Source organism: Alkalithermobacter thermoalcaliphilus JW-YL-7 = DSM 7308 (assembly GCA_001584565.1).
Taxonomy (GTDB): domain Bacteria; phylum Bacillota; class Clostridia; order Peptostreptococcales; family Peptostreptococcaceae; genus Alkalithermobacter; species Alkalithermobacter thermoalcaliphilus.
The window spans coordinates 202,058-225,969 of record LSFY01000001.1; the positions used below are offsets into that span (position 1 = coordinate 202,058).

The following is a 23,912-nucleotide window of genomic DNA, read 5'->3' on the forward strand; positions in this document are numbered from 1 at the left end:
TAATTAATTAACAATAGGGGGTTTTTTACATGGAATCAATAATATACACAGATGAGAATAAGTGTGTAGGATGTAATAAGTGTATTCATGGATGTCCAGCTCAAGACGCGAATTATGCTAATATTATCAATGGAACAAATAAAGTTAAATTAGACCAGTCTAAGTGTATAAATTGCGGACACTGCATTGAAGTGTGCGACCACAATGCAAGAGACTACTATGATGATACTGAGCGTTTCATTGAAGATATAAAAAAAGGTGAAAAAATTTCCTTAATAGTAGCCCCCGCAATCAGAGTTAATATATCAAATTATAAAAGATTATTTGGATACTTTAAGAGTTTAGGTATAAATTTAATTTATGATGTATCTTTTGGAGCAGATATAACTACATGGGCATATCTTAAAGCTATAAAAAATATGAATCTAACATCTATAATAGCTCAGCCATGTCCTTCGATAGTTAATTATATAGAAAAGTATAAGCCAGATCTTATACCTAATCTAGCTCCTGTTCAAAGTCCTATGATGTGTACAGCTATATACATGAAAAAATATGAAAATATAAATGATAAGATAGCTTTCTTATCTCCTTGTATAGCTAAAATAGACGAAATTAAAGATAAAAATACATTTGGATATATAAATTACAATGTTACCTTTAAAAAGTTATTTTCTTATCTAGAAAAAAACAAAATAAATCTAAACAATTATAACGAGTGTGATTTTGATTCTGATTGTAGCTTAGGACTTTTGTATAGTAGACCTGGAGGACTAAGAGAAAATGTAGAAGCTAGAGTAAAAGATGCTTGGATAAGACAAATAGAAGGGTATTACCATATATATGAATATCTAAAAGAATATAGCGAAAGGATAAAAAGCAAAAAAAGCGTTCCAACTCTTGTGGATATACTTAATTGTAGCTATGGTTGTAATGTAGGAACTGGTACGTGTAAGGATATATCTATTGATGATATAGATTACAAGTTAAACGATTTAAAAAATCAAAAGCTAAAAGAAAAGTCTAGCGTTATAAAAAGTAAATTAAAACAGATGGATTCTTTATTTGATAAAAAATTAAAGTTAGACGATTTCATAAGAAAATATGAAGATAAATCACATCTAATAAAAACAAGTGAACCTTCAAAAGATGAATATGAAAAAGCTTTTAATATGCTTCATAAAGTAACAGAGGAAGATAAAAATATAAATTGTTTTGCCTGTGGATACGGAGATTGTAAAAAGATGGCTAGGGCAATTGTGAATGGACTAAACAGTTTAGAAAACTGTATTTACTATAATAGACAAGAGCTTATAATACAGCAAGAAAGTCAATTAGAAATAAAAAATAGAGAAATAGAGGCAGCAGTATCAGAGGTTAAAAAACTTAGTGAAGAAAGATTAAAGAGAGTAGACCATCTAAAATACTGCATACAAGAAATAACAGCATCTATAAATGATGTTCATACAGGAAATGAACATATAGCAAATAATATAGAAGATATTGTAAGAGAAATGAGTGATATAAATACTACTGCAACTTTTCTTAGAACTAGTATAAAAGAAGTTCAAGAAAAATTAGATAAGTTTGTTCAAGCTTCAGAAGATATAGTTAAAATAGCAGGACAGACAAACTTACTTGCCCTTAATGCATCTATAGAGGCGGCAAGAGCAGGAGAACACGGAAAAGGATTTTCAGTAGTAGCAAATGAAGTAAAAAAACTTGCAGAAGACTCTAAAAATGTTGCAATATCTACAAAAACAGATGAAGAGATTATCTTAAATAATGTTAACGAAATACTTGAAGTATCTAGTGAACTCGATAAAAGAGTACATATTGTAAATGAAGCTATTACAAATATATCAGCAGTAGTTCAGGAAGTAACAGCTAAAGGACAACAAATTGCTGCAACTGCAAGCACAATGATAGATGAATAACAAAGTCCTCTTTGAAAAATTAATAAAGAAGACTTTGCTCTAACGCATTACGGAAATTATAACTTTCTCACAATTTATTAAAGTACATAATTTCCTATGTGGTATAAAAAATAGTGGCATACGCCACTATTTTTCTATTTTAAACATAAACATTTATCTTTGCCACAAGGATCGCATTCTGTTGATTTTATTATTTCTTTTCCAGAAGCAGCTTTACTAACTATTACTTTATATTTTTCTGTATTTTCAGGAACGCAAACATCGAATTGATAAAATCCTTTACAGTCAGTAACTGTATGAGCTACTCCTATATAATCAATTTTTCCACATCTACATATTTGTTTAACTAATTTTACTAGTGCGCATTTTACTGGATTACCATTACAATCTTTTACTTGACCCCATATTCTTACAGTTCTTTGTTTGCTTACTTCAAAGTCAGCTTTTATTTCGCATACATCTGTATCTTTTGATATTTTTATAGTTTCGCTTACGTTACCTACTATATATTCACAGTCATCTTCAACTGGGATACATTCTTTATGCTTTGGAGTTTTGTTTCTGCTTTCTTCTTCTTGGTCAGATAATATGTTTTCTTGATTTAATTTGATATCTTCCATTTTTCTACCCCCTAAAATATTTTTCTAAAAACTTTTTTCTAGAATATACTATTCAAATATTTGATTTTTGATACTATATTTATATAAAGGAGGTAAGGTATGAAAGAGAAACTATTTAGTATATTTTCTGTATTTCCTGCTTTGTTTGCAGGTCTTTGTTGAGGAGGGGGAATATTATTAGCATCCCTAGGTCTAGGGACTGCAGGACTTGCATTTGCAGCTAAAATAGCACCGTATAGAAATTTATTTGTTATATTTTCGCTAGCTATGCTTTATATAGCCCATAGACAGTTAGAAAAAAGAAATGTGAGTAGACTTAGTAAAATTATATTTTATATAAGTGCTATAACTTCTATAATACTTATATATTATCCTACTATAATTAGGATTTTGAGATAGAAATAAATCAAGGAGACTAAATAGTCTCCTTGATTTATTTTCCTAAGATTCAGACAATACATCTACATCAGGCTTTACATTATATATAACATCTTTTCTTTCGATTATTATCTTAGTTTTTTCATATAAATAAGGATCAGACTTTATAGCCTTTAAAAGTTCATTAGAAGGATTTATAGCTACGGGATTGGCTACACTTTTTAACATTGACACATCTCCGTTAGTATCTCCATAAGCGTATGATTTAGTTAGATCTATATCGTATTTTTCTATAAATTGTTTTATTGCTCTATCTTTATTTTCAGAATCCCACATAGGAATAACCTTTCCTGTAAATATATTGTTTTCAAAGATATATTTACTTCCTATATAATCCGTAACTCCATATTTTCTAGCCATTTTCGATACTAAAAAGTCAGGACTTCCAGATATGAATATTACTGTATGCCCCTTCTCTATATGATATTTGATTCTAGAGCGAGTATATCTGTATACTCTTTCGGATTTAAGGTTTATTACTTGGTTACTAGTAAAGTCAATAGTATCTAGATCTATTCCCTTTAGAGAACTTACATATATATCAGCAAGTTCTAAAAGGTATTTATCATAGTCAGCTTGACGTTTATCCCATTCTAAAAATGTTTTCTGAGCATGGCTATACCAAAGGGAAGGGTCTATAATCTCATATCTTATCAGTTTTTTAAAATGCTCAACCATAAGAGAATCTCTATACAATGTACCATCTATATCGAAAAACGCCGCTATATTTTTCAACAAATCACCCCTTTATAAGATCTAATAGTATTATTTTACAATAAAAAGTAGAAGAATATTAATATAAATATTGAAAAAATTAAAATTTCAAAAAAAGTTTACTAAGTTATGATATAATATGAAAAGATTATAGGAGAAGGTGAACAAATGAAGTTCGTATTTTCAAAAGTTACAAGGTCAAGACTTATGGGAACTGTAGGTCTTATAATATGCTGGAGGAGTCAAAATGATATAATAACTCAGTATTTTCTTTTAGATGCAGAAGGCTTAGGAATTGCTGATTATGTATCTTTAAAAAACGCAGATGAAGATATATTACTAAAAGAAGAAGAGCGCTTAATGGGAGGATTAGGTTCTGAAAGAATATACATATCTGAAGATGAAGCTATTTTTTTAGTAAATTATTTTGGAACAAAAAATATAAAATATAATAAAATTCTTCCAGGTAAAGTAGATGAATACAGATTTATGATAGATAAACAGGTAAAAAATATAGATATATTTCCGAAAATATGTAAAGATATAGAAAGTGAAATTGAATTAGTAAATTACATAGTAATGAGATTTATAGCAAGAGATAAAGAGGCACTAAAGTATTTTTCAGTAAATGAAGATATTCCAAATATGTATGTAACAAGTGCAAATGGAACACTTTTAAAAAATATAGTCTCTATTACAGAAAGTGGAAAATATAAGTGTATAGCTTTATTTGAAGATAACAATAAATATTATAAAATGAATATAGCTTTAAGAATATCAGGCAATAAGCTTGTATCATTGATTTATAGCAAGAAGGTAAACGTAGATTATTTATATGTATTAGATGAGCTTAAAAAATATGAATATATAACCTTATATATTGTTGATGATAAAGAATTTAAAGATAAGTTTTATAATGATCATCCTTACTGCATGAAAACAGAGTTTGAAAATGGGGTTATGTTTACAGAGTTTAAAAAAAATAATGATCATGTAAAAAAAGATATTTACATCATAAATGATGATATAAAAAGTATTTACTATATAACAAATGCAAATCAATTAATAATAGCAAGTTACGATGAAAGTGAAAAAGAAGATATAAAAAAATTTATAGGTAATAAATATAAGGGCCATATAAAATTTAAAGATGAATATATATTCGAAGGATCTATAATCTATGGGTTTGCTCAAGATGGATTTTGTAATTTCTATGATTTTGTAAATATATAAATAATAAGGAGATGAGAATTTTGGATTATATTATTTTAATTTTAGGATTTATATTTCTAATAAAAGGAGCAGATTTTTTTGTAGAAGGAGCTTCTTCTATAGCTAAGATATTTAAAGTTCCACCTATACTTATAGGCCTTACTATAGTCGCTTTTGGGACAAGTGCTCCAGAAGCTGCTGTAAGTATAAATTCAGCTATTAAAGGAGCAAATGAAATAGCTCTTGGAAATGTTATAGGATCAAATTTATTTAATATACTTTTAGTTATAGGTATTGCATCAGCAATAAATCCTATGAAAGTTCAAAAGATGACTATATTTAAAGAGTTCCCGTTTGGGATTTTATCATCTATAGTACTTTTTATACTATGTGCAGATGTAAGCCTTCAAAATGCTAACTCAAATATGATATCAAAAGGAGATGGGTTAATACTTCTTTCTTTATTTTCTATATTTTTATATTATCTAATTGAAATGGCTATTTTATCTAAAGAATCATACCAGGAAGAAACAAAGCAAATGTCTATGAAAAAAAGCATAATAATTTCTATAATAGGAGTTTTAGGAATAATAATTGGAGGAGAATGGGTTGTAAAAGCTAGTTCATCAATAGCTATAAAATTTGGAATGAGTGAAACTTTAGTAGGACTTACAATAGTCGCTATAGGAACATCTTTACCTGAACTTGTAACATCTATAGTAGCTGCATTAAAAAAAGAGGCAGATATAGCAATGGGAAATGTTATAGGATCTAATTTGTTCAATGTATTATTTATTTTAGGAATATCATCTTATATAAATCCAATTATGATAGATTCAGATATATTTTTTGATATAACATATCTTGTTATAGCAACAGTAATTACATATATAGCAGCATTTACTAAAAGAACAATATTTAGATTAGAAGGAGCGTTAATAGCTAGTTGCTATTTCATATATATGAGTTATATAATAATAAGAAATTAGCAGGAGAATATCTCCTGCTCTTTTTACTCGTCATCGTCTTCGTCGTAAAAGTCCATTCTATTATCCATCATACCTGGCATCATGTGAGGCATCATACCTGGCATCATGTGAGGCATCATAGGATACATCATAGGCATACAATAGTTCATCATTTGCATTTCAATAGGATACAAATAAAGCATATAAGCCATAGGCTTAGCAAATTCCATATTAGGCATATCTTCCATATGCTCCATGCCCATCATACCTGGCATCATATGAGGCATCATAGGGAAAGGAAACATCATAGGATACATAGGCATCATTTCCTCCATATTATTTTGTTTTTTTGTTTTACAGCTTCTCATATTTGACCTCCTAAAATATTTTTTCTTTTCAATATATATATATTAAACAACATGAAAAATAGTTACAGTTTAAAGATATATTTGCTCTAATATGGTATACTTAAGATATATTGAATGAGGGGAGTAGAAAGATGGAAAAGTCTAAAAGAATTACAAAAATAGGAATGTTAGTATCATTAAGTGTAATACTTTCAATAGTAATAAGGGTACCAGGAACTTCAATGTCACTAGATTCATTTCCTGGATATTTTGCAGCTATAATTTTATCTCCATTCGATGGAGGTATTGTAGGTTTTTTAGGACATTTAGCTACTGCGTTTAACAGCGGGTTTCCTCTTGGAATATTAACCCATACAATTATAGCTATTGAAATGTTTATAGCAGTATTTTTGTTTGGATATATAACAAAAAAAGTAAATACTTTTATTGCTGTATTAGTTTCGACGATTATAAATGGAGCGTTATGTCCACTTTCGTTAGTTCCTTTATATGGAATGGGATTTTTTTTAGCAATTGTTATGCCTCTTACTATAGTCTCATTTTTGAATATAATGTTAGCTGTTATGCTTGATAAAGGTCTTAAAAATCCAAATCAAAAAGGTGTTATAGCTACATTGATGAAAAAACAAAATTAAGATATAAGTTATAATTATAATATATTGTTGACAATATAAAAGCTAAATGATAATATTCTATAAAAAGATATATTTCTTTAAACTGGTCCAGAGAGGCTAGAAAGGCAAACAAATATGGAATCTTTTTCAAATAAGGGATACCTGTACCTTCTTGCGTCTGTGGCAAGAAGGTTTTTTGTTGCCTCAAAACTGTGTAAGGGGTGATAAAATGAAAGGATTAATCTACTTAGAAGATGGCACTTATTATGAAGGGAGAGGATTTGGGAAAGAAGGTACCTGTGTAGGAGAAATAGTATTTAACACTTCAATGACAGGATATCAAGAAATGTTAACAGATCCATCTTATTGTGGGCAAATAGTAAATATGACATATCCTTTGATAGGAAATTATGGAATCAATGAAATTGAAAATGAATCTAACAAGGTATATGTTAAGGGTCTTATAGCAAGAGAAATATGTACGAATTACTCTAACTATATGGCAAGTTCAGATATAAATAGTATGCTTGTTAAAAGCAATGTTGTAGGAGTTTATGGAGTTGACACAAGAAGTATAGCTAAGAAAATAAGAGACTGTGGAAGTTTAAAATGTGTAATATCTAATAAAGATATATCTGTAAGTGAACTAAAAGAAATATTAAATAGTACCCAAATAAAACATGATTATATGAAAAAAGTAGGTACTAAAACTATTATAAAACTTAAGGGGGAAGGCCCTAAAATAGCAGTAATAGATTTTGGAGTAAAACAAAATATAATAAAAAATTTGATAGATAGAAATTGTGATGTAACAATATTACCTTATGAAACAAGTTATGATGAGATTGTAAAGTTAAATCCAGATGGAGTTTTGTTAAGTAATGGCCCAGGAGATCCTAAGGAGGCCAAAGAGGCTGTTGAAACTACAAAAAAGATAATAAAAAACTTTCCAACACTAGGAATATGTATGGGACATCAAATATTAGCATTAGCAGTTGGAGGACAAACATATAAGCTAAAATATGGACATAGAGGAGCAAACCACGGAGTATATGACATAGAGCTAGACAAAGCTTATATAACTTCCCAAAACCATGGATATGCAGTGGATAGTAAAAGTATAGAAAAAGAAATGATAATAACTCATATAAACTTAAACGATATGACAGTAGAGGGAATGAAACATAAAACACTTCCAGTTTTTTCGGTTCAGTTTCATCCTGAAGGTTCACCAGGACCTACTGACACATCTTATATATTCGATAAATTTATATCTATGGTTAAGGGGGAATAATTATGAAAAAGGTTATGATAATAGGGTCAGGACCTATAATAATAGGACAAGCAGCAGAATTTGATTATTCTGGAACACAGGCTTGCAAAGCAATAAAAGAAGAAGGAATACAGACAATACTTGTAAACAGTAATCCAGCTACAATAATGACAGATTCAGATGTTGCTGATAAAGTTTATATAGAACCAATTAATATAGAAAGTATAGAAAGAATAATACAAATAGAAAGGCCAGATGGAATAATTGCAACTTTCGGTGGACAAACAGCTTTGAATATAGCTACTAAGTTAGATGATGAAAAAATTCTAGAAAAATATAATGTAAAACTTCTAGGAACAAGTAGTGAAACGATAAAAAAAGCAGAAGACAGAGAAGCCTTCAAACAGCTTATGATAGATATAAATGAGCCGGTTGCCAATAGTATAGTAGCTAATCATATAGATGAATGTATAGAGTTTGCTAAAATAAATGGTTATCCTATAATAATTAGACCAGCTTACACATTAGGAGGAACTGGTGGAGGAATAGCAAATAATTACGATGAACTTATAAAAATATGTACTAAGGGACTTAAAAGCAGTCCTATAGGTCAAATTCTCCTAGAACAAAGTGTAGCAGGATGGAAAGAGATAGAGTATGAAGTAATAAGAGATGCAAAAGATAATTGTATAGTTGTGTGTAATATGGAAAATATAGATCCGGTAGGTATTCATACAGGAGATAGTATAGTAGTAGCTCCTTCTCAAACTCTTAGAGATACAGAATACCAAATGTTAAGAAAATCAGCTATAAAGATAGTAAAAAGTTTAGATGTTAAAGGAGCATGTAATGTCCAATTTGCTTTAGATCCTAATAGCGATAGATATATAGTAATAGAAGTAAATCCAAGAGTTAGTAGATCAAGTGCTCTTGCATCTAAGGCTACAGGTTATCCAATTGCAAAGATAAGTGCAAAAATAGCACTTGGTTACACACTAGATAAATTAAAAAATTCTGTTACCCAAAATTCTAGTGCATATTTTGAGCCAGCTTTAGATTATGTAGTAGTGAAAATGCCAAGATTTCCATTTGATAAGTTTAAAATAGCACATAGAGCATTAGGAACTCAGATGAAAGCAACAGGAGAAGTTATGGCAATAAGTAGAAGTTTTGAAGATGCATTCTTAAAAGCACTAAAATCACTAGATCAATCTCAGACTAATTTAAACTACATGGGAAAAAGTGAAGTACTTTCAAAAATAAAGCGCTGTGATGATGAAAGAATATTTGCTATAATTCATGCACTAAAAATAGGTGTAGATATAGATCAGATACACAATATAACTAAAATAGATAAGTGGTTCTTACACAAAATAAAAAACATAGATGAAAGCTTAGATATAAATAAAGATAAATCTTTAGTTTATAAAATGGTTGATACTTGTGCAGGTGAATTTGATGCGAAAACTCCTTACTATTATTCATGTTTTGATATAGAAGATGAAAGTCAAGTATCGGATAAACAAAAGATTATAATAATAGGATCAGGACCAATAAGGATAGGGCAGGGAATTGAGTTTGACTATTGTTGTGTACATGGTGTTTTAGCTGCTAAAGAAGCAGGATATGAAGCTATAATGATTAACAACAACCCTGAAACAGTAAGTACAGATTTTGATATTGCAGATAAGTTGTATTTTGAGCCACTTGATATAGACTATGTTATGAACATAATAAATAAAGAAAAGCCAAAGGGAGTTATAGTTCAATTTGGTGGTCAAACTTCAATAAATCTAGCTAAGAAACTACATGAAAATGGTGTTAATATTTTAGGAACATCTTTTGAATCTATAGATTTAGCTGAAGATAGAGATAAATTTGGAAAGTTTTTAGAAGGAATAAATATAAAAACTCCTGAAGGTGATACTGCTAGCAATATAAATGAAGCTATAAATGTAGCAAACAAACTAGGATACCCACTTGTTGTTAGACCTTCTTATGTTATAGGTGGAAGAGCTATGCAAGTAGTTTATGATGAAGAATCGCTTATAAACTACATGAAGCAAGCATTTAATGTATCAAAAGATCACCCTATACTTATAGATAAATATATCAAGGGTATAGAAATAGAAGTTGATGCAATATGTGATGCAGATGACATATTAATACCTGGAATTATGGAGCATGTAGAAAGAACAGGGGTTCACTCAGGAGATAGTATAAGCTTATATCCTGCAGTTAGCTTAAGTGAACATGTAATAGATACTTTAGTAGAGTATACTAAAAAGATAAGTACAGGTCTTAAAACTGTAGGATTGATAAATATACAATATGTATACGATGGACAAAATGTATATGTTATAGAGGTTAACCCTAGAGCTTCAAGAACTGTACCTATACTAAGCAAAGTAACTCAAGTTCCTATGGTCAAAATTGCTACTAACTTGATGTTAGGCAAAAAGTTAAGAGATTATAATTATGAAACTACACTTATGAAAAATAAAAACATTTATGCTGTTAAGGTACCTGTTTTTTCAAGTGAGAAGATAGTAGGAGCTGATATGCATCTAGGGCCAGAAATGAAGTCAACAGGAGAAGTGTTAGGAATTGATAAAGATCTTGATATAGCAATATATAAAGGATTTATTGCATCTAATATAAATATACCTTTAAAAGGAAGTATATATGTATCTATAAAAGATGAGGACAAAAAAGAATTACTAGATATTATAAAAGAATACAAAAATATAGGCTTTAAAATTTATGCTTCTAAGGGTACACATAAATTTTTATTAGAGAATAATTTAGATTCTAATTTAATGGATGTAAGTGAGCTAAAACAAAAATTATATAGTGATATAAATATAATAATAAACACTCCTTCAAAAGGAAATATTACTACAACACAGGGGTATGAAATAAGGAAAGCTGCAATAGAAAATAAAGTTCCTATATTTACATCTTTAGATACAGCTAGGCTATTCTTAAGGGCTATGAAAGTTGAGATTGAAAATAAAAAAATAGATTATAAAGATATAAATGAGTATTTTTCAGAAGAAGCCAAATAGGCTTCTTCTCCTTTTTTGATATATAAATTTTAACATAAAATAAATTTTTATTCAGAATAGGGCAAGCATAAGGTGCATACTCTTTTCTAAAAGGTAAGAAAAAAAGTCTTTGGGGGGATCGATTTGAGGAAAAGGTTTACAGGATTAATTGTTTCACTTTTGATGGTTATTAGTATCATATTAACAGGATGCACACAAGATTCTGATACTGTAAAAATAGGATGGATAGGATCATTGACAGGAGATCAAGCTGTTTGGGGAACATGTGAACTAAATGCAGTTAAAATGGTTGTAGAAGAGATAAACAATAGTGGTGGTATTTTAGGAAAAAAAGTAGAAGTAGTTGGATATGACACTCGTGGAGATGCTATGGAAGCTGTTAATGCAGTAAAAAGACTTACATCTCAAGATAGAGTTATAGCTATAATAGGTCCAAACTCTAGTGGTCAGGCAATATCTATATCTGGAGTTTTAGAAGAAATGAAAGTAGCAAGCATAGCAACAGTTGCTACAAATCCTAAAGTAACGGTTGTAGATGGAAATGTAAAGCCATATAACTTTAGGGTATGTTTTATAGATCCTTATCAAGGAGCAGTTGCAGCTGGATATGCAGCTGAAGTTTTAGGATTTACTAGAGCTGCTATTTTATATGATGTAACAGATGACTATTCTCAAGGGCTTACAGAATTCTTTGAAAAAAGCTTCGTAGAAAAGGGTGGTCAAATAGTTGCTAAAGAAGGATTTAAGTTTGGTGATGTAGACTTTAGACCACAGCTTAGCAAAATAAAAGATGCAAATCCAGAAGTTATATTTATGCCATATTTTTATAAAGAAGTTGCTCTAAGTGCAAACCAAGCAAGAGAATTAGGTATAGATGCAGTATTAATGGGTGGAGATGGATGGCCATCTGATCAATTATTAGAAATGGCGAAAGATTCTATAGATGGAAGCTACGTAGTTAATCATCTTGATTTTGATGATCCAGAAGTTCAGGATTTTAAAACAGCTTATGAAGAAAAATACAATAGACCTATAGAAATAAATGGATTCTTAGCTCACGATGCAGTTAGATTGTTAGAAGCTGCAGTAATAAAAGCTAATAGTTTAGATCCAAGTCAAATAGCTAGTGCACTTTCAACAACAAGTATTAAGGGAATAACAGGTCAAATCAATATAAGTAAAGATACACATAACCCAGAAGGAAAAGAAGCTGCAATAATTAAAATTGAAAATGGTGGATATAAATTCCAGCAAAAATATGGAGTTAAGTAGTCAAAAGAGGGTTTTACCCTCTTTTGATTTAACTAGAAAACTTAAGGGGGGAAAGTATGAATTCGTTTTTGCAACAGCTAATAAATGGACTTTCCATAGGAAGTGTATATGCCCTTATGGCTGTAGGATATTCTTTGGTTTATAGTATTATGAATTTTAGTAATTTTGCTCATGGTGGAGTAATAATGATAGGTGCATATATAGGTTTTTTCTTAATGACAATATTAAACATTCCATTTTTCATATCTTTTCTGCTAGCAGCTTTAGGCACAGCTCTTTTAGCAGTTAGTATCGAGAAAGTAGCGTATAGCCCTTTAAGAAAAAGAAATGCTCCATTTTTATACTTTATAATATCAGCAATGGGAGCTTCTATATTTTTAGAAAATATAGTAATAGCAACAATAGGGCCTACTTTTAGAACTTATCCAAATGTATTTTCTCTATCTCCAATCAATATAGGAAGCATTTCAGTAGGAAGACTAGACTTGGTAATGTTTATAATATCAGCAGTTAGTTTATCTATACTGATATATATAATAGAAAAAACAAAAACAGGAATGGCTATTAAAGCAACTTCATACAGCATTAGAGCAAGTACACTAATGGGAGTCAATACAGATAGAATAATATTTACAGTATTTGCACTTGGAGGTTTTTTAGCAGGAATTGCTGGAGTTTTATTTGGAATGAAGTATACAGTTTATCCTCAAATAGGATTTATAACAATGAAATCTTTTATAGCAGCTGTTTTTGGAGGGTTAGGAAGTCTTCCAGGTGCAGTTATTGGATCGATTTTGCTTGGAATAATAGAAACATTAACTTCAGGTTATATATCTTCTCAATATAGAGATCTCATAGCATTTGCCTTACTTATATTTGTACTTGTAGTAAAACCTACAGGTATTATGGGCAAATCTACTGAGGATAAGGCATAAGGGGGGGTATCATGAACTGGTTTTATATTCAAGGTATATTAATACTATCAGGCATAAATTTACTTGCTGTTCTTGGACTTTCTTTGCTTACAGGATTTACAGGATTATTTTCATTTGGTCATGCTGGGTTTATGGCAATAGGAGGGTATGTAGCTGCTATTATGACTTTAAACTTTAAAACTCCTTTTATAATATCGCTTTTACTTGGAGGATTTGTAGCTAGTTTAGTAAGTCTTATAATAGGAAAGTTAACACTTAACCTAAAAGGAGATTATTTTTGTATAGCAACACTAGGCTTTGGTGAAGCTATAAGACTTATACTTGATAATATACAATATTTTGGTGGGGCTAGAGGATTAGCTGGAATTCCTATGAAAACAAACTTAACAAACGTATTAATAATAAATATAGTAGGAGTAATAATACTTGCAAATATAATAAGATCTCGACACGGAAGAAATATGAAGGCAATAAGAGAAGAAGAAATGGCTTCTGAGATAATAGGAATAAATGTATTTAAATATAAACTTATATCACTAGCAATAAGTGCAGCTTATGCTGGTATAGCAGGAGGAATGCTTGCTCATTATTTAGGATTTTTACAGCCGAGAATGTTCCAACTAATAAAATCAACAGAGCTTACTATAATAGTAATATTCGGTGGACTTGGAAGTATATCTGGAAGTATAATAGGAGCTTTAACTCTTACAGCTTTACCAGAAATTTTAAGAACTTTCTCTCAGTGGAGGCTAGTAGTATATGGAATAGCAGTTATATTTATAATGATAAGTAGACCACAAGGTTTAATGGGAGGATATGAGATAACTATTGATAATATAAAAAGATTTTTCAAAAAGGTATTTTCTCTAAATAAGAAAACGGAGACGGGGGCTGATTAATATGAGCACCATACTGAAAATTGAAAATATTACTAAACAGTTTGGAGGGTTAACAGCAGTAGGGAATGTAGATTTTCAAGTACAAAAAGGAAGTATATTTGGCCTTATAGGACCGAATGGAGCAGGAAAAACTACCATATTTAACCTTATAACTGGAATATATAAAATAACTGATGGCAAGATAATATTTGAAGATAAAAGAATAGACAATTTAAGACCATTTGAAGTAGCTAACTGTGGAATAACCAGAACTTTCCAGAATATAAAACTTTTTAAGAAACTCACTACATATGAAAATATTCTAACAGCATGTCATAATAACGCTGATTATTCTTTAATAGATTGTTCTATTAGAAATAAAAGATTTAAATCACAAGAAGAAAATTTGAGAAAACAGGCAGATGAGATTATAAATATAATGGGACTTTGGGATAGAAAAGATGATATAGCTGTGAATTTACCTTATGGGTTTCAAAGAAGGCTTGAGATAGGTAGAGCTCTTGCTTTAAAGCCAAAGCTACTTTTATTAGATGAGCCTGCAGCTGGAATGAATCCTGAAGAAACAATACAGCTTATGAACCTTATAAAAGAGATAAGAGATAGATTTGATTTAACAGTTATCGTAATAGAGCATCACATGGACCTTATAATGGGTATATGTGACAATATATTAGTTTTAAATTTTGGAAGAAAGCTTGCACAGGGAACTCCAAGAGAGATACAAGAAAACAGTAGCGTCGTGGAAGCTTACCTTGGAAAGGAGGATGCATCTTGCTAAAAGTAGAAAATCTTAATGTTTATTATGGGGGTATTCATGCATTAAAAGGTGTTGATATAGAGGTTAATCAAGGTGAAATAGTTTCTATAATAGGATCAAATGGTGCAGGCAAATCAACACTTTTAAATAGTATATCTGGTATAGTAAAGCCAAAAGAAGGTATAATAACATATAAAGGTAAAGAAATTTCTAAACTACCTCACAAAATAGTAAAACAAGGAATATGTCAAGTTCCGGAAGGAAGACATATATTTGCAAATCTTACAGTAAAAGAAAATCTTTTAATGGGAGCCTATATTAGGAATGATAAGGATAAAATACAAAAAGATTTAGAAAATGTATATAATCTGTTTCCAAGGTTGAAAGAAAGAACAAGTCAAATGGCAGGAACACTATCTGGTGGAGAACAACAGATGTTAGCAATAGGAAGAGGGCTTATGAGTGATCCAGAACTTATATTATTAGATGAACCATCTTTAGGATTAGCACCTCTTATTATAAAGACTATATTTGAGATAATACAACAAATAAAAAATATGAATAAAACTATATTGCTTGTAGAGCAAAATGCATATCAAGCGTTAGCTATATCTGATAAGGCTTATGTGTTAGAACAAGGAAGAATAGTAACAAAAGGATATGCAAAAGATTTAATAAATGATGCTTCTATACAAGAAGCTTATTTAGGAAAGAAAAAATAACAAATGCCCTATATACTTTATGTATATAGGGATTGTTTTTGGATATATTGTAAATTGACATATATATCAATATAAATATAAAATATAAGTTATGATAATTATATAGGAGGATTAAGATTTGGAGCATTCAAAACAACTTGGAGAAGAAAAAATAGGAAAGCTTTTATTGAAGTTTTCTATTCCTGCTATTGTTGGAATGATAGTAAATTCTATATACAATGTTGTAGATAGAATATTTATAGGAAGAGGAGTAGGATCTTTAGCACTTACTTCAATTACAATTAGTTTTCCCATTATGCTTATAATTATGGCTTTTGGTATGCTTATAGGAATTGGAGCTACATCTTTGATTTCTATTAGATTGGGAGAACAAAAATATGATCAAGCACAGATTATTTTAGGAAATGCATTTTCACTTCTTGTAGTTACTTCTATAACTATAAGTGTTCTTGGTCTAATATTTGTAAATCCTATACTTACAAGGTTTGGAGCTAGCAGTGCAGTTTTACCTTATGCTAGAGAGTATTTAGGTATTATACTTATGGGAAGTATATTTCAAAGTATAGGATTTGGGATGAATGGATTTATAAGAGCAGAGGGAAATCCAAAGATTGCAATGTACACAATGATAATAGGAGCTGTAGCAAACGTTGCATTAGACCCTTTATTTATATTTACTTTTAATATGGGTATAAAGGGAGCTGCAATTGCAACTGTAATTTCTCAGGCTATATCTTCATCTTGGGTACTTTACTACTTTATTGGAGGAAAAAGTAGCCTAAAGATATACACAAAGAACTTAAAACTTGATATGAGGATAGTGAAAGAAATTATTGCAATAGGTCTTGCACCTTTTTCTATGCAAATAGCAGCAAGTGTTATAGTTGTAATTTTAAATAGGTATCTTTATACTTATGGTGGAGATTCTGCTGTAGCTGCTATGGGTATAATAAATAGTATAAGTATGTTCATACTTATGCCTATATTCGGAATTAATCAAGGTTCACAACCTATAATAGGGTATAATTATGGAGCAAAGGAATATGATAGAGTCAAAGAAACTTTAAAATATGCTATCTTAGTATCTACAATAATATGTATAGCCGGATTTATAGTTATTATGAAATACCCTGAAAATCTTATAATGATTTTTAATAATGAAGATAAGGACTTGATTAGGATAGGAGCTTATGGAATGAAAGTGGTTATGTGTATGCTTCCTATAGTAGGATTTCAGATAGTAGGATCAAACTACTTTCAGGCAGTTGGAAAGGCTAAATACTCTATGTTTTTAAGTTTATCAAGACAAGTTTTATTTTTAATTCCAGTTTTGATAATAATGCCTAAATTTTTAGGACTTGAGGGAGTATGGCTTGCATCTCCTATATCAGACTTTTTATCCTTTATATTAACATTCATAGTATTATTCATTGAAATGAAAAAACTAGATGAAGAAAAAATACAAAATAACGATATAATAAATGAAAGCTAAAAATATAGTGCAGGCTAGCCTGCACTATATTTTACTTTTTATCATCTTTTACTAAAGATTCGCCCTCGGCAAATCTAAGAGAATCAATACAGTCAAAATCTCTTTTCATATCTAGTGGCATGACAAGTCCCGTTAAAGGTCTTTCTATAACTTTATATTTCTCTGCATTGTAAGTAGCTTGAATTGAATCATTCGAATTTTTAGCTTTCATTTGTATCCCTCCTTAATGATTAGTTTTTCATATAATAAAAAAAATAACCTTAAAAAATTATAGAATTTGAATTAAAATATACTTACTGTAAAAATTTAAAGGAGGAAGTTATGAATATAGATAATTTAAATCCTATGCAAAAACAAGCTGTTGTTAAAACAGAAGGTCCAGTTTTGATATTAGCTGGAGCTGGATCAGGAAAAACAAGAGTTTTAACAAATAGAATTGCTTATTTAATAGAAAATTTAAATGTAAATCCTGCTAATATATTAGCTATTACATTTACAAATAAAGCTGCAAATGAAATGAAAGAAAGAGTAGAACAAATGATAGGTCCTAAGACAAAAGATATGTGGATAAGTACATTCCACTCTTGTTGCGTAAGAATACTTAGAAAAGATATAGATAAAATAGGTTACACAAGATCTTTTGTAATATATGACAGATTAGATCAAATAACTCTTATAAAGGATTGTTTAAAAGAGCTGAATATTAATGAAAAAATATTAGAACCTAAAACAGTTATAAATTATATATCAGATGCTAAAGATAAACTAATAGATCCTAAAAAGTTTAGTAAAATACATGAAGGCGATTTTAGAATGAATAAAGTAGCGAAAGTGTATTCTCTTTACCAAGATAGACTAGTTAGAAATAATTCTTTAGACTTTGATGATCTTATAATGAAAACTATAGAGCTATTCGAGAAAAATGAAGGTGTTTTAGATTTTTATCAAAGAAAATTCAAATATATAATGGTAGATGAGTATCAGGATACAAACAAAGCTCAATATGAATTTATAAAGCTTTTATCGTCAAAACATAAGAATTTATGTGTAGTTGGAGATGATGACCAATCTATATATGGTTGGAGAGGTGCTGATATAAGGAATATATTAGAATTTGAAAAAGACTTTGACGATGTTTATATAGTAAAACTAGAACAAAACTATAGATCAACAAAAACAATATTAGATGCTGCAAATAAGGTTATATACAACAATAGCAGTAGAAAGGTAAAAAAACTTTGGACTGAAAATGATAAAGGAGATAAAATAGGATTATTTAAAGCAAGTGATGAAAAAGAAGAAGGAGATTTTATAGCCCATACAATATCAAAATATGTAAAGGAAAAAGATAAAAAATATAGTGATTTTGCTATTTTATATAGAACTAATGCTCAGTCACGTGCTATAGAAGAAGCTTTAATAAGACAAAATATACCATATAGGATATATGGAGGAATAAAATTCTATGAAAGAAAAGAAATAAAAGATTTGTTAGCTTACTTAAGATTAATCCAAAATCCTCTTGATGATGTAAGTTTAAAAAGAATAATAAATGTACCTAAAAGGGGAATAGGTCTTAAGACATTAGAAAAAATAGAAGAAGTAGCTATCTTAAAAAGAGAGAGTATATACTCAGTTTTACTCGAAGTAGATAATATATCAGATATATCAACAAGAGCTAAAGCAAAGTTAAATGAATTTACAAGTTTAATATCTACTTTTATGGCTATGAAAGAAATGTATCCTGTAAGTAAGTTGATAGAAAAAGTGCTAGATAATACAGGGTATATAAAAGAATTAGAACAGCAAAAAGATGTAGAAAGTCAATCAAGAATAGAAAACTTAAAAGAGTTTATATCTGTTGCTATTGATTTTGAAAATACTAGTGATGAAAAGGATTTAGAAACTTTTTTAGCATCAGTATCATTAGTTTCTGATTTAGATTCTTTAGATGAAGATATGAACTTTGTATCTCTTATGACACTTCATAGTGCTAAAGGGCTTGAGTTTCCTGTAGTGTTTTTATCAGGTATGGAAGAAGGAATATTTCCAACGTCAAGAGCTTTAGTAGATGAAAATGAATTAGAAGAAGAAAGAAGACTTTGCTATGTTGGAATTACAAGAGGTATGCAAAAAGTATATTTAACCCATGCAAGTATGAGAACAATTTATGGAAGAACAAATTATTCACAAAGTTCAAGATTTATCAATGAAATTGGACAAGAATATATAGAAAGATTAAATAGCGATGAAAAAAGTATAAAAACTAATACAGGAGTTAGTTTACTTGAAAAGTACAAGGAAAAGTATAAAATAGGCCAAACAAAACAATTACTTCAAAACAAAAATAAAGATATAGCTTTGGGATGTAAAATTCGCCATCCTAAATTTGGAATTGGAACAGTTGTAAGCAAAGTAGGGTCTGTTGTGAATATAGCTTTTGAAAATAAAGGGATAAAAAGTATAAATATAGAATATATAGATTTAGAAATAATCTAAAGGGGGTTGGTTTTGTGCTTGGACTTTGTTTGCCAGGAGGGGGAGCAAAAGGAGCTTTTCAAGCAGGTGTAGTTTATGGGCTTTATGAGATGGGAGTAAATTTTGATATAATCTCAGGAACTTCAATAGGAGCTATAAATTCATATTTTATATACAAAGGCTGTATAGAAAAGTTAAAACAGGTTTGGACAAACATAGATGAAGAAAGATATAAAAACTGTGTATGTACAAACAATATACTAGAAAATGATATGTTAATAGATATTCTTAAAAAGCTTGAAGGAGAAAACAGTTATATAAAATCTGTTTATATAAACTATATAAAAGTTATTGATAAAGATATAAAAGAGGTTGTTGTAGATATTACTAAAGTTAAAGACAAGCTAGATATTATAAAATATAGTTCCTCAATTCCTTATAGAACTCAAAATGGAATATTGATGAAGGATATAATAGAAAATTTTGATTTCAAAAAGGTATCGGAAGAATTTAAAGAAGATATAAAAAATGGAGTATATGATGGATATTCGTTAGATGGAGGTTTAATAAATAACACATTGCTAAGTCCATTTATAAAAAATAAAGTTAAAAAGTTGATTATAATACCTCTTAGAAATAATTATCAAGTACCTGATTATTTACTTCAAAGCTACAATTTAGAAGAAATAGTTGTTATAAGTCCACAAAGAAATTTAGAACCTAGGGATACTCTTAGATTTGAAAATGAATTTTGTATAGATTTATTTAATGAGGGCTATAAACTAAGTAAAGATATAATTATTAAGGAGGACAAAAATGAGGGAATTAAAATTTAGCGATATGTCAAAAGAGCTTTTAGAACAATTACAAAAAGGAGCTTTCCTGACAGTAAAAGATAAAGACTTAAAAGAAGAATTAACTATTTGTGGAAGAAAATCTGGAAGAGATATAGATAAATTTAAAGAGTGTGGTTTAACTGCTATAAACTCTAATAAAGTAGCTACTCCAGTAATAAAAGAGTGTAATCTTCATTTAGAATGTAAAATAGTATACAAACAAGATATGAACGAAAATGGATTTATAGATGAAAATATAAAAGATAAATGTTATCCAAATGGAGATTATCATGTACTTTACTATGGAGAAATAGTTTCTGTATATATAACTGATTAACCTTGGAAAATTTTAAAATACATAAATTCTTTAAATGCTTATGTTGAATATTCATCTAAAAATTAGTATAATAAATTAGTCGTCTTTTAAAATATGATATTACGGAGTGAATGTTAGATGGCTAAAAGAATTGCGATACTAGGTGGACCAAGATGTGGAAAGACTACACTTATTCAACATCTATATGTAGAAATGAAAATATTAGGATTAGATGTAGGATGTGCTTTTGAATATTCAACTGAGTATTTAAAAGAAAAAGGTATGATTGAAAGTATAGCAGAGCAATACGGAATATATTTAGGACAAAAGAAATTAGAAGATGCTTTATCTGATTTTGAGTATGCTCTTACTGATTACGCTACGTTCATACCTTATGTATATGGAAGGTTTATGCTAGGAGGAAAAGAAAGAACTAAGAAAGAAATAGAAATACTAAAAGATCTTTATTCCCTAGCAATAGAAGATATCCAAAACTATGATTATATATTTTATGTTCCAAGGGAATTTGGATATGTTAAAGATGGAGTAAGATGGCAAGATGAAGAAGTAGCAAGAGCAGTAGATGAAGCTATACTTACTTTCCTTAAAAGTGAAAACGTAAAGTTTATAGAAGTTACAGGAAGTACTAAAGAAAGAGCTAAAAAAATACTTTCAGTACTAGGACTTGAATATAAGGAAACTTTAGAATTGTGTGATGAAGCTGAGTAAAATCAGCTTCTTTTTCAAATACATAAAAAGGAGAGATATTATGCAAAAAAATCCTATAGTTACAATAGAAATGGAAAATGGTAATAAAATAGAAATAGAGCTATACCCTCATATTGCTCCTAATACAGTTAGAAACTTTATATCATTAGTTCAAAAAGGATATTATGATGGCCTTATATTTCACAGAGTAATACCTGGATTTATGATTCAAGGTGGATGCCCAGATGGTACAGGAATGGGTGGTCCAGGTTATTCAATAAAAGGCGAGTTTACAATGAATGGATTTACTAATAACTTAAAACATGAAAGAGGAGTAATATCTATGGCGAGAACTTCAATGCCAAATTCTGCTGGATCTCAATTTTTTATAATGGTTGCAAAATCTCCTCACTTAGATGGGCAATATGCTTCTTTTGGTAGAGTTATAAATGGCATGGATGAGGTTGATAGAATAGTAAATGTTAAAACAAATTATATGGATAGGCCACTTGAAGACCAAAGAATGAAGAAAGTAACGGTTGAAACTTTCGGAGTAGAATACCCACAAGTAGAGAAAATATAAAGAGAAAAGGAAGAAATCTTTTGATTTCTTCCTTATTTTATCATCTTAATACTTTCAGCTATACGAGGAACTACTTGTTTTTTTCTAGAAACCAATCCCTTTGAAAAATCTCCTTGGTTTGAAATATTAAAAGCTAGAGGGATTACGCTATTGTTATCACATTTATAGATTAAATAAGAACCTTCTTTTATTATGTCAGTTATAACAAGAAGAGTTAAAAAGTATCCTTTATCTTCATGAACCTTTTCTATAAAACTTATAAATTCTTCTTTTCTGTTGAATATAGCTTCTATATTAAGTGTAAATACTTGTCCGATCCCACATTTTACTCCTTCTATGTTAAACTCCTTAAAGTCTTTGTAGAAAATTTCATCAATAGTGAATCCTTCAAGAGAAGTTCCAGCTTTGAACATATCCATAGCAAATTTTTCAATGTCTATATTTAGTATTTTGTTAAGAGAGTCTACCGCATTTTTATCTAAATCTGTTGTAGTTGGAGATTTAAAAAATAATGTATCAGATATTATACCAGCAAGTAAAACTCCGGCAGTTTTATAGTCTATATCTATATTTTGTTCTTTATACATATTGTAAATTATAGTACATGTACTTCCAACAGGCATATTCCTAAAGTTTATAGGAACACAAGTATATATATCTCCTATTTTATGATGATCAACAATTTCAAGTATTTCTGCTTCATTTAATCCATCTGCACTTTGAGAGTATTCGTTATGATCTACAAGTATAACTTTTTTCTTGCTAGGATTTATTAAATGTTTTCTACCTAAGAATCCTAAAAATATATTATTATCTTTAACTATAGGATAATTTCTAAGGTTATTAGTTATTACATCGTCTGTTATATCTTCTATGTATTCATTTTCGTCAAACTTTATAACATCTTCTCTCATTATAGATGAAATATAATTACACTGGTTTATAAGTTTAGAAGTAGTATAAGTATCGTGTGGAACTGATATTATAGGAACATTAAAAGATTTTGCAAGATATAAATATTTTTCAGGTAAATTAGATCCTCCTGTTAATATAATCAATTTAACACGAGAATTTATACAATGTTCAATAATATCGTACCTATCTCCTACAATTATAATATCATTTTCGCCTAAAGTTCCTTTTACAGTTTCATAATAATACGCTATTACAGAAATCTTTCCATAAACAACAAAGTCTTCTCCAACTAATATTTTCCCATTAAGATCATCTACTATATTGAGCAAAGAAGTATTTAAAGTATAAAAGTTTCCTTTAATAAGCTCCATAGCTATATCTTTCATTGTTACTATACCTAATAATCTATTATTTTCATCGACTATAGGCAAAGTTCTTAAATTGTTATTTTCCATAGTTTTATATGCATACAAAATAGATTTATCAGGAAGGATTCCATCGACTGTATCGTACTTAAGATCTTTTACTTGTATTTTTACATTTTTAATAAATTTAGGCTCATCAACTTCAAAGTAATCTAAAACAAACCTAGATTCTTTATTTATATCTCCAAGTACACAAGGAATAGTTTCATATCCTAGTTTGTTTTTAAGGTTAGAAAAGGCAATACTAGATGAAACTGAGTCGGTATCAGGATTTTTATGTCCGAATATAAATATAGACAATTTCATTATCCTCCTTTTAGTTAATATTTACACTTTTAAATTAATATACTGATTATATCAGA

Annotated in this window: 22 protein-coding genes; 17 read left to right on the forward strand and 5 right to left on the reverse strand. The window is 29.3% G+C overall.

All coding sequences use genetic code 11. The features are described from left to right. Positions 1 to 29 precede the first annotated feature (29 nt). Positions 30 to 1,937 carry a [Fe-Fe] hydrogenase large subunit C-terminal domain-containing protein gene (locus JWYL7_RS01225; protein ID WP_066067748.1) on the forward strand — a complete coding sequence of 636 codons (1,908 nt, stop codon included), beginning with the start codon at positions 30 to 32 and terminating at the stop codon, positions 1,935 to 1,937. A gap of 134 nt (positions 1,938 to 2,071) precedes the next feature. Here the strand turns inward: JWYL7_RS01225 and JWYL7_RS01230 are convergent, their stop codons facing one another. Next, on the reverse strand, positions 2,072 to 2,557 hold the full coding sequence (locus JWYL7_RS01230; RefSeq protein ID WP_066067751.1) for a hypothetical protein: 486 nt from the start codon (positions 2,555 to 2,557) through the stop codon (positions 2,072 to 2,074). Positions 2,558 to 2,998: 441 nt separating this feature from the next. Continuing rightward, positions 2,999 to 3,730: an HAD family hydrolase gene (locus JWYL7_RS01235; RefSeq protein WP_066067754.1), complete on the reverse strand. Its 732-nt coding sequence runs from the start codon at positions 3,728 to 3,730 to the stop codon at positions 2,999 to 3,001. Positions 3,731 to 3,877: 147 nt separating this feature from the next. Between JWYL7_RS01235 and JWYL7_RS01240 the strand changes: the two genes are divergently transcribed. After that, positions 3,878 to 4,942 carry a hypothetical protein gene (locus JWYL7_RS01240; RefSeq protein ID WP_066067757.1) on the forward strand — a complete coding sequence of 355 codons (1,065 nt, stop codon included), beginning with the start codon at positions 3,878 to 3,880 and terminating at the stop codon, positions 4,940 to 4,942. Between the two features lie 11 nt (positions 4,943 to 4,953). After that, positions 4,954 to 5,910 carry a calcium/sodium antiporter gene (locus JWYL7_RS01245; RefSeq protein WP_334292117.1) on the forward strand — a complete coding sequence of 319 codons (957 nt, stop codon included), beginning with the start codon at positions 4,954 to 4,956 and terminating at the stop codon, positions 5,908 to 5,910. Positions 5,911 to 5,933: 23 nt separating this feature from the next. Here JWYL7_RS01245 and JWYL7_RS01250 read toward each other — a convergent pair whose 3' ends face one another. Then, positions 5,934 to 6,257, reverse strand: coding sequence for a hypothetical protein (locus JWYL7_RS01250; protein WP_066067763.1), 324 nt, complete (start codon positions 6,255 to 6,257; stop codon positions 5,934 to 5,936). A 131-nt stretch (positions 6,258 to 6,388) separates the two neighbouring features. Here JWYL7_RS01250 and JWYL7_RS01255 point away from each other — a divergent pair, with 131 nt between their 5' ends. The 9 genes from JWYL7_RS01255 (at position 6,389) to JWYL7_RS01295 (ending at position 17,289) form a co-directional block, all read left to right on the forward strand. Then, positions 6,389 to 6,892: an ECF transporter S component gene (locus tag JWYL7_RS01255; RefSeq protein ID WP_066067766.1), complete on the forward strand. Its 504-nt coding sequence runs from the start codon at positions 6,389 to 6,391 to the stop codon at positions 6,890 to 6,892. Positions 6,893 to 7,100: 208 nt separating this feature from the next. Then, complete coding sequence (carA, locus tag JWYL7_RS01260) at positions 7,101 to 8,165, forward strand: glutamine-hydrolyzing carbamoyl-phosphate synthase small subunit (protein WP_066072269.1); 1,065 nt, start codon at positions 7,101 to 7,103, stop codon at positions 8,163 to 8,165. A gap of 2 nt (positions 8,166 to 8,167) precedes the next feature. Then, positions 8,168 to 11,212: a carbamoyl-phosphate synthase large subunit gene (gene carB / locus JWYL7_RS01265; protein WP_066067769.1), complete on the forward strand. Its 3,045-nt coding sequence runs from the start codon at positions 8,168 to 8,170 to the stop codon at positions 11,210 to 11,212. Between the two features lie 123 nt (positions 11,213 to 11,335). Next, positions 11,336 to 12,484: an ABC transporter substrate-binding protein gene (locus tag JWYL7_RS01270; protein WP_072280143.1), complete on the forward strand. Its 1,149-nt coding sequence runs from the start codon at positions 11,336 to 11,338 to the stop codon at positions 12,482 to 12,484. A 56-nt stretch (positions 12,485 to 12,540) separates the two neighbouring features. Next, entirely contained in the window at positions 12,541 to 13,419 is an 879-nt protein-coding gene (locus JWYL7_RS01275) for a branched-chain amino acid ABC transporter permease (RefSeq protein ID WP_066067772.1), read from the forward strand. 11 nt (positions 13,420 to 13,430) lie between these two features. Next, on the forward strand, positions 13,431 to 14,318 hold the full coding sequence (locus JWYL7_RS01280) for a branched-chain amino acid ABC transporter permease (RefSeq protein ID WP_066067775.1): 888 nt from the start codon (positions 13,431 to 13,433) through the stop codon (positions 14,316 to 14,318). A gap of 1 nt (position 14,319) precedes the next feature. Further along, entirely contained in the window at positions 14,320 to 15,096 is a 777-nt protein-coding gene (locus tag JWYL7_RS01285; RefSeq protein ID WP_066067777.1) for an ABC transporter ATP-binding protein, read from the forward strand. Then, positions 15,090 to 15,797 (forward strand): ABC transporter ATP-binding protein, encoded by a 708-nt coding sequence (locus JWYL7_RS01290; RefSeq protein WP_066067779.1) that lies wholly within the window; start codon positions 15,090 to 15,092, stop codon positions 15,795 to 15,797. Before JWYL7_RS01285 ends, JWYL7_RS01290 begins: the two co-directional genes overlap by 7 nt. A gap of 118 nt (positions 15,798 to 15,915) precedes the next feature. Then, entirely contained in the window at positions 15,916 to 17,289 is a 1,374-nt protein-coding gene (locus tag JWYL7_RS01295) for an MATE family efflux transporter (RefSeq protein ID WP_066067782.1), read from the forward strand. A 31-nt stretch (positions 17,290 to 17,320) separates the two neighbouring features. On the opposite strand, the gene JWYL7_RS01300 is transcribed toward JWYL7_RS01295, so the two are convergent. Beyond that, positions 17,321 to 17,500 (reverse strand): hypothetical protein, encoded by a 180-nt coding sequence (locus tag JWYL7_RS01300; protein WP_066067785.1) that lies wholly within the window; start codon positions 17,498 to 17,500, stop codon positions 17,321 to 17,323. A gap of 110 nt (positions 17,501 to 17,610) precedes the next feature. On the opposite strand from JWYL7_RS01300, the gene pcrA reads away from it, so the two are divergent. The 5 genes from pcrA to JWYL7_RS01325 all read left to right on the forward strand — a co-directional run bounded on the left by pcrA (position 17,611) and on the right by JWYL7_RS01325 (position 22,210). Then, positions 17,611 to 19,788: a DNA helicase PcrA gene (gene pcrA / locus JWYL7_RS01305; protein ID WP_066067789.1), complete on the forward strand. Its 2,178-nt coding sequence runs from the start codon at positions 17,611 to 17,613 to the stop codon at positions 19,786 to 19,788. 14 nt (positions 19,789 to 19,802) lie between these two features. After that, positions 19,803 to 20,603, forward strand: coding sequence for a patatin-like phospholipase family protein (locus JWYL7_RS01310; RefSeq protein WP_066067792.1), 801 nt, complete (start codon positions 19,803 to 19,805; stop codon positions 20,601 to 20,603). Next, positions 20,584 to 20,940: a flavin reductase family protein gene (locus tag JWYL7_RS01315; RefSeq protein WP_066067795.1), complete on the forward strand. Its 357-nt coding sequence runs from the start codon at positions 20,584 to 20,586 to the stop codon at positions 20,938 to 20,940. Before JWYL7_RS01310 ends, JWYL7_RS01315 begins: the two co-directional genes overlap by 20 nt. Before the next feature lie 117 nt (positions 20,941 to 21,057). Then, a complete protein-coding gene (locus tag JWYL7_RS01320; protein WP_066067798.1) occupies positions 21,058 to 21,648 on the forward strand; it encodes an AAA family ATPase in 591 nt (196 codons plus the stop codon). Positions 21,649 to 21,688: 40 nt separating this feature from the next. After that, entirely contained in the window at positions 21,689 to 22,210 is a 522-nt protein-coding gene (locus JWYL7_RS01325) for a peptidylprolyl isomerase (RefSeq protein WP_066067801.1), read from the forward strand. 32 nt (positions 22,211 to 22,242) lie between these two features. Here the strand turns inward: JWYL7_RS01325 and JWYL7_RS01330 are convergent, their stop codons facing one another. Further along, positions 22,243 to 23,856, reverse strand: coding sequence for a putative manganese-dependent inorganic diphosphatase (locus JWYL7_RS01330; RefSeq protein ID WP_331721885.1), 1,614 nt, complete (start codon positions 23,854 to 23,856; stop codon positions 22,243 to 22,245). Positions 23,857 to 23,912: the final 56 nt, after the last annotated feature.

What these genes read in the sequence shown, in the direction of transcription:
- JWYL7_RS01225 (WP_066067748.1), top strand. Translation starts at nt 30, where the DNA reads ATGGAATCAATAATATACACAGATGAGAATAAGTGTGTAGGATGTAAT.
- JWYL7_RS01230 (WP_066067751.1), bottom strand. Translation starts at nt 2,557, where the DNA reads ATGGAAGATATCAAATTAAATCAAGAAAACATATTATCTGACCAAGAA.
- JWYL7_RS01240 (WP_066067757.1), top strand. Translation starts at nt 3,878, where the DNA reads ATGAAGTTCGTATTTTCAAAAGTTACAAGGTCAAGACTTATGGGAACT.
- JWYL7_RS01245 (WP_334292117.1), top strand. Translation starts at nt 4,954, where the DNA reads ATGAGAATTTTGGATTATATTATTTTAATTTTAGGATTTATATTTCTA.
- JWYL7_RS01250 (WP_066067763.1), bottom strand. Translation starts at nt 6,257, where the DNA reads ATGAGAAGCTGTAAAACAAAAAAACAAAATAATATGGAGGAAATGATG.
- JWYL7_RS01255 (WP_066067766.1), top strand. Translation starts at nt 6,389, where the DNA reads ATGGAAAAGTCTAAAAGAATTACAAAAATAGGAATGTTAGTATCATTA.
- carA (WP_066072269.1), top strand. Translation starts at nt 7,101, where the DNA reads ATGAAAGGATTAATCTACTTAGAAGATGGCACTTATTATGAAGGGAGA.
- carB (WP_066067769.1), top strand. Translation starts at nt 8,168, where the DNA reads ATGAAAAAGGTTATGATAATAGGGTCAGGACCTATAATAATAGGACAA.
- JWYL7_RS01275 (WP_066067772.1), top strand. Translation starts at nt 12,541, where the DNA reads ATGAATTCGTTTTTGCAACAGCTAATAAATGGACTTTCCATAGGAAGT.
- JWYL7_RS01280 (WP_066067775.1), top strand. Translation starts at nt 13,431, where the DNA reads ATGAACTGGTTTTATATTCAAGGTATATTAATACTATCAGGCATAAAT.
- JWYL7_RS01285 (WP_066067777.1), top strand. Translation starts at nt 14,320, where the DNA reads ATGAGCACCATACTGAAAATTGAAAATATTACTAAACAGTTTGGAGGG.
- JWYL7_RS01300 (WP_066067785.1), bottom strand. Translation starts at nt 17,500, where the DNA reads ATGAAAGCTAAAAATTCGAATGATTCAATTCAAGCTACTTACAATGCA.
- pcrA (WP_066067789.1), top strand. Translation starts at nt 17,611, where the DNA reads ATGAATATAGATAATTTAAATCCTATGCAAAAACAAGCTGTTGTTAAA.
- JWYL7_RS01315 (WP_066067795.1), top strand. Translation starts at nt 20,584, where the DNA reads ATGAGGGAATTAAAATTTAGCGATATGTCAAAAGAGCTTTTAGAACAA.
- JWYL7_RS01320 (WP_066067798.1), top strand. Translation starts at nt 21,058, where the DNA reads ATGGCTAAAAGAATTGCGATACTAGGTGGACCAAGATGTGGAAAGACT.
- JWYL7_RS01325 (WP_066067801.1), top strand. Translation starts at nt 21,689, where the DNA reads ATGCAAAAAAATCCTATAGTTACAATAGAAATGGAAAATGGTAATAAA.
- JWYL7_RS01330 (WP_331721885.1), bottom strand. Translation starts at nt 23,856, where the DNA reads ATGAAATTGTCTATATTTATATTCGGACATAAAAATCCTGATACCGAC.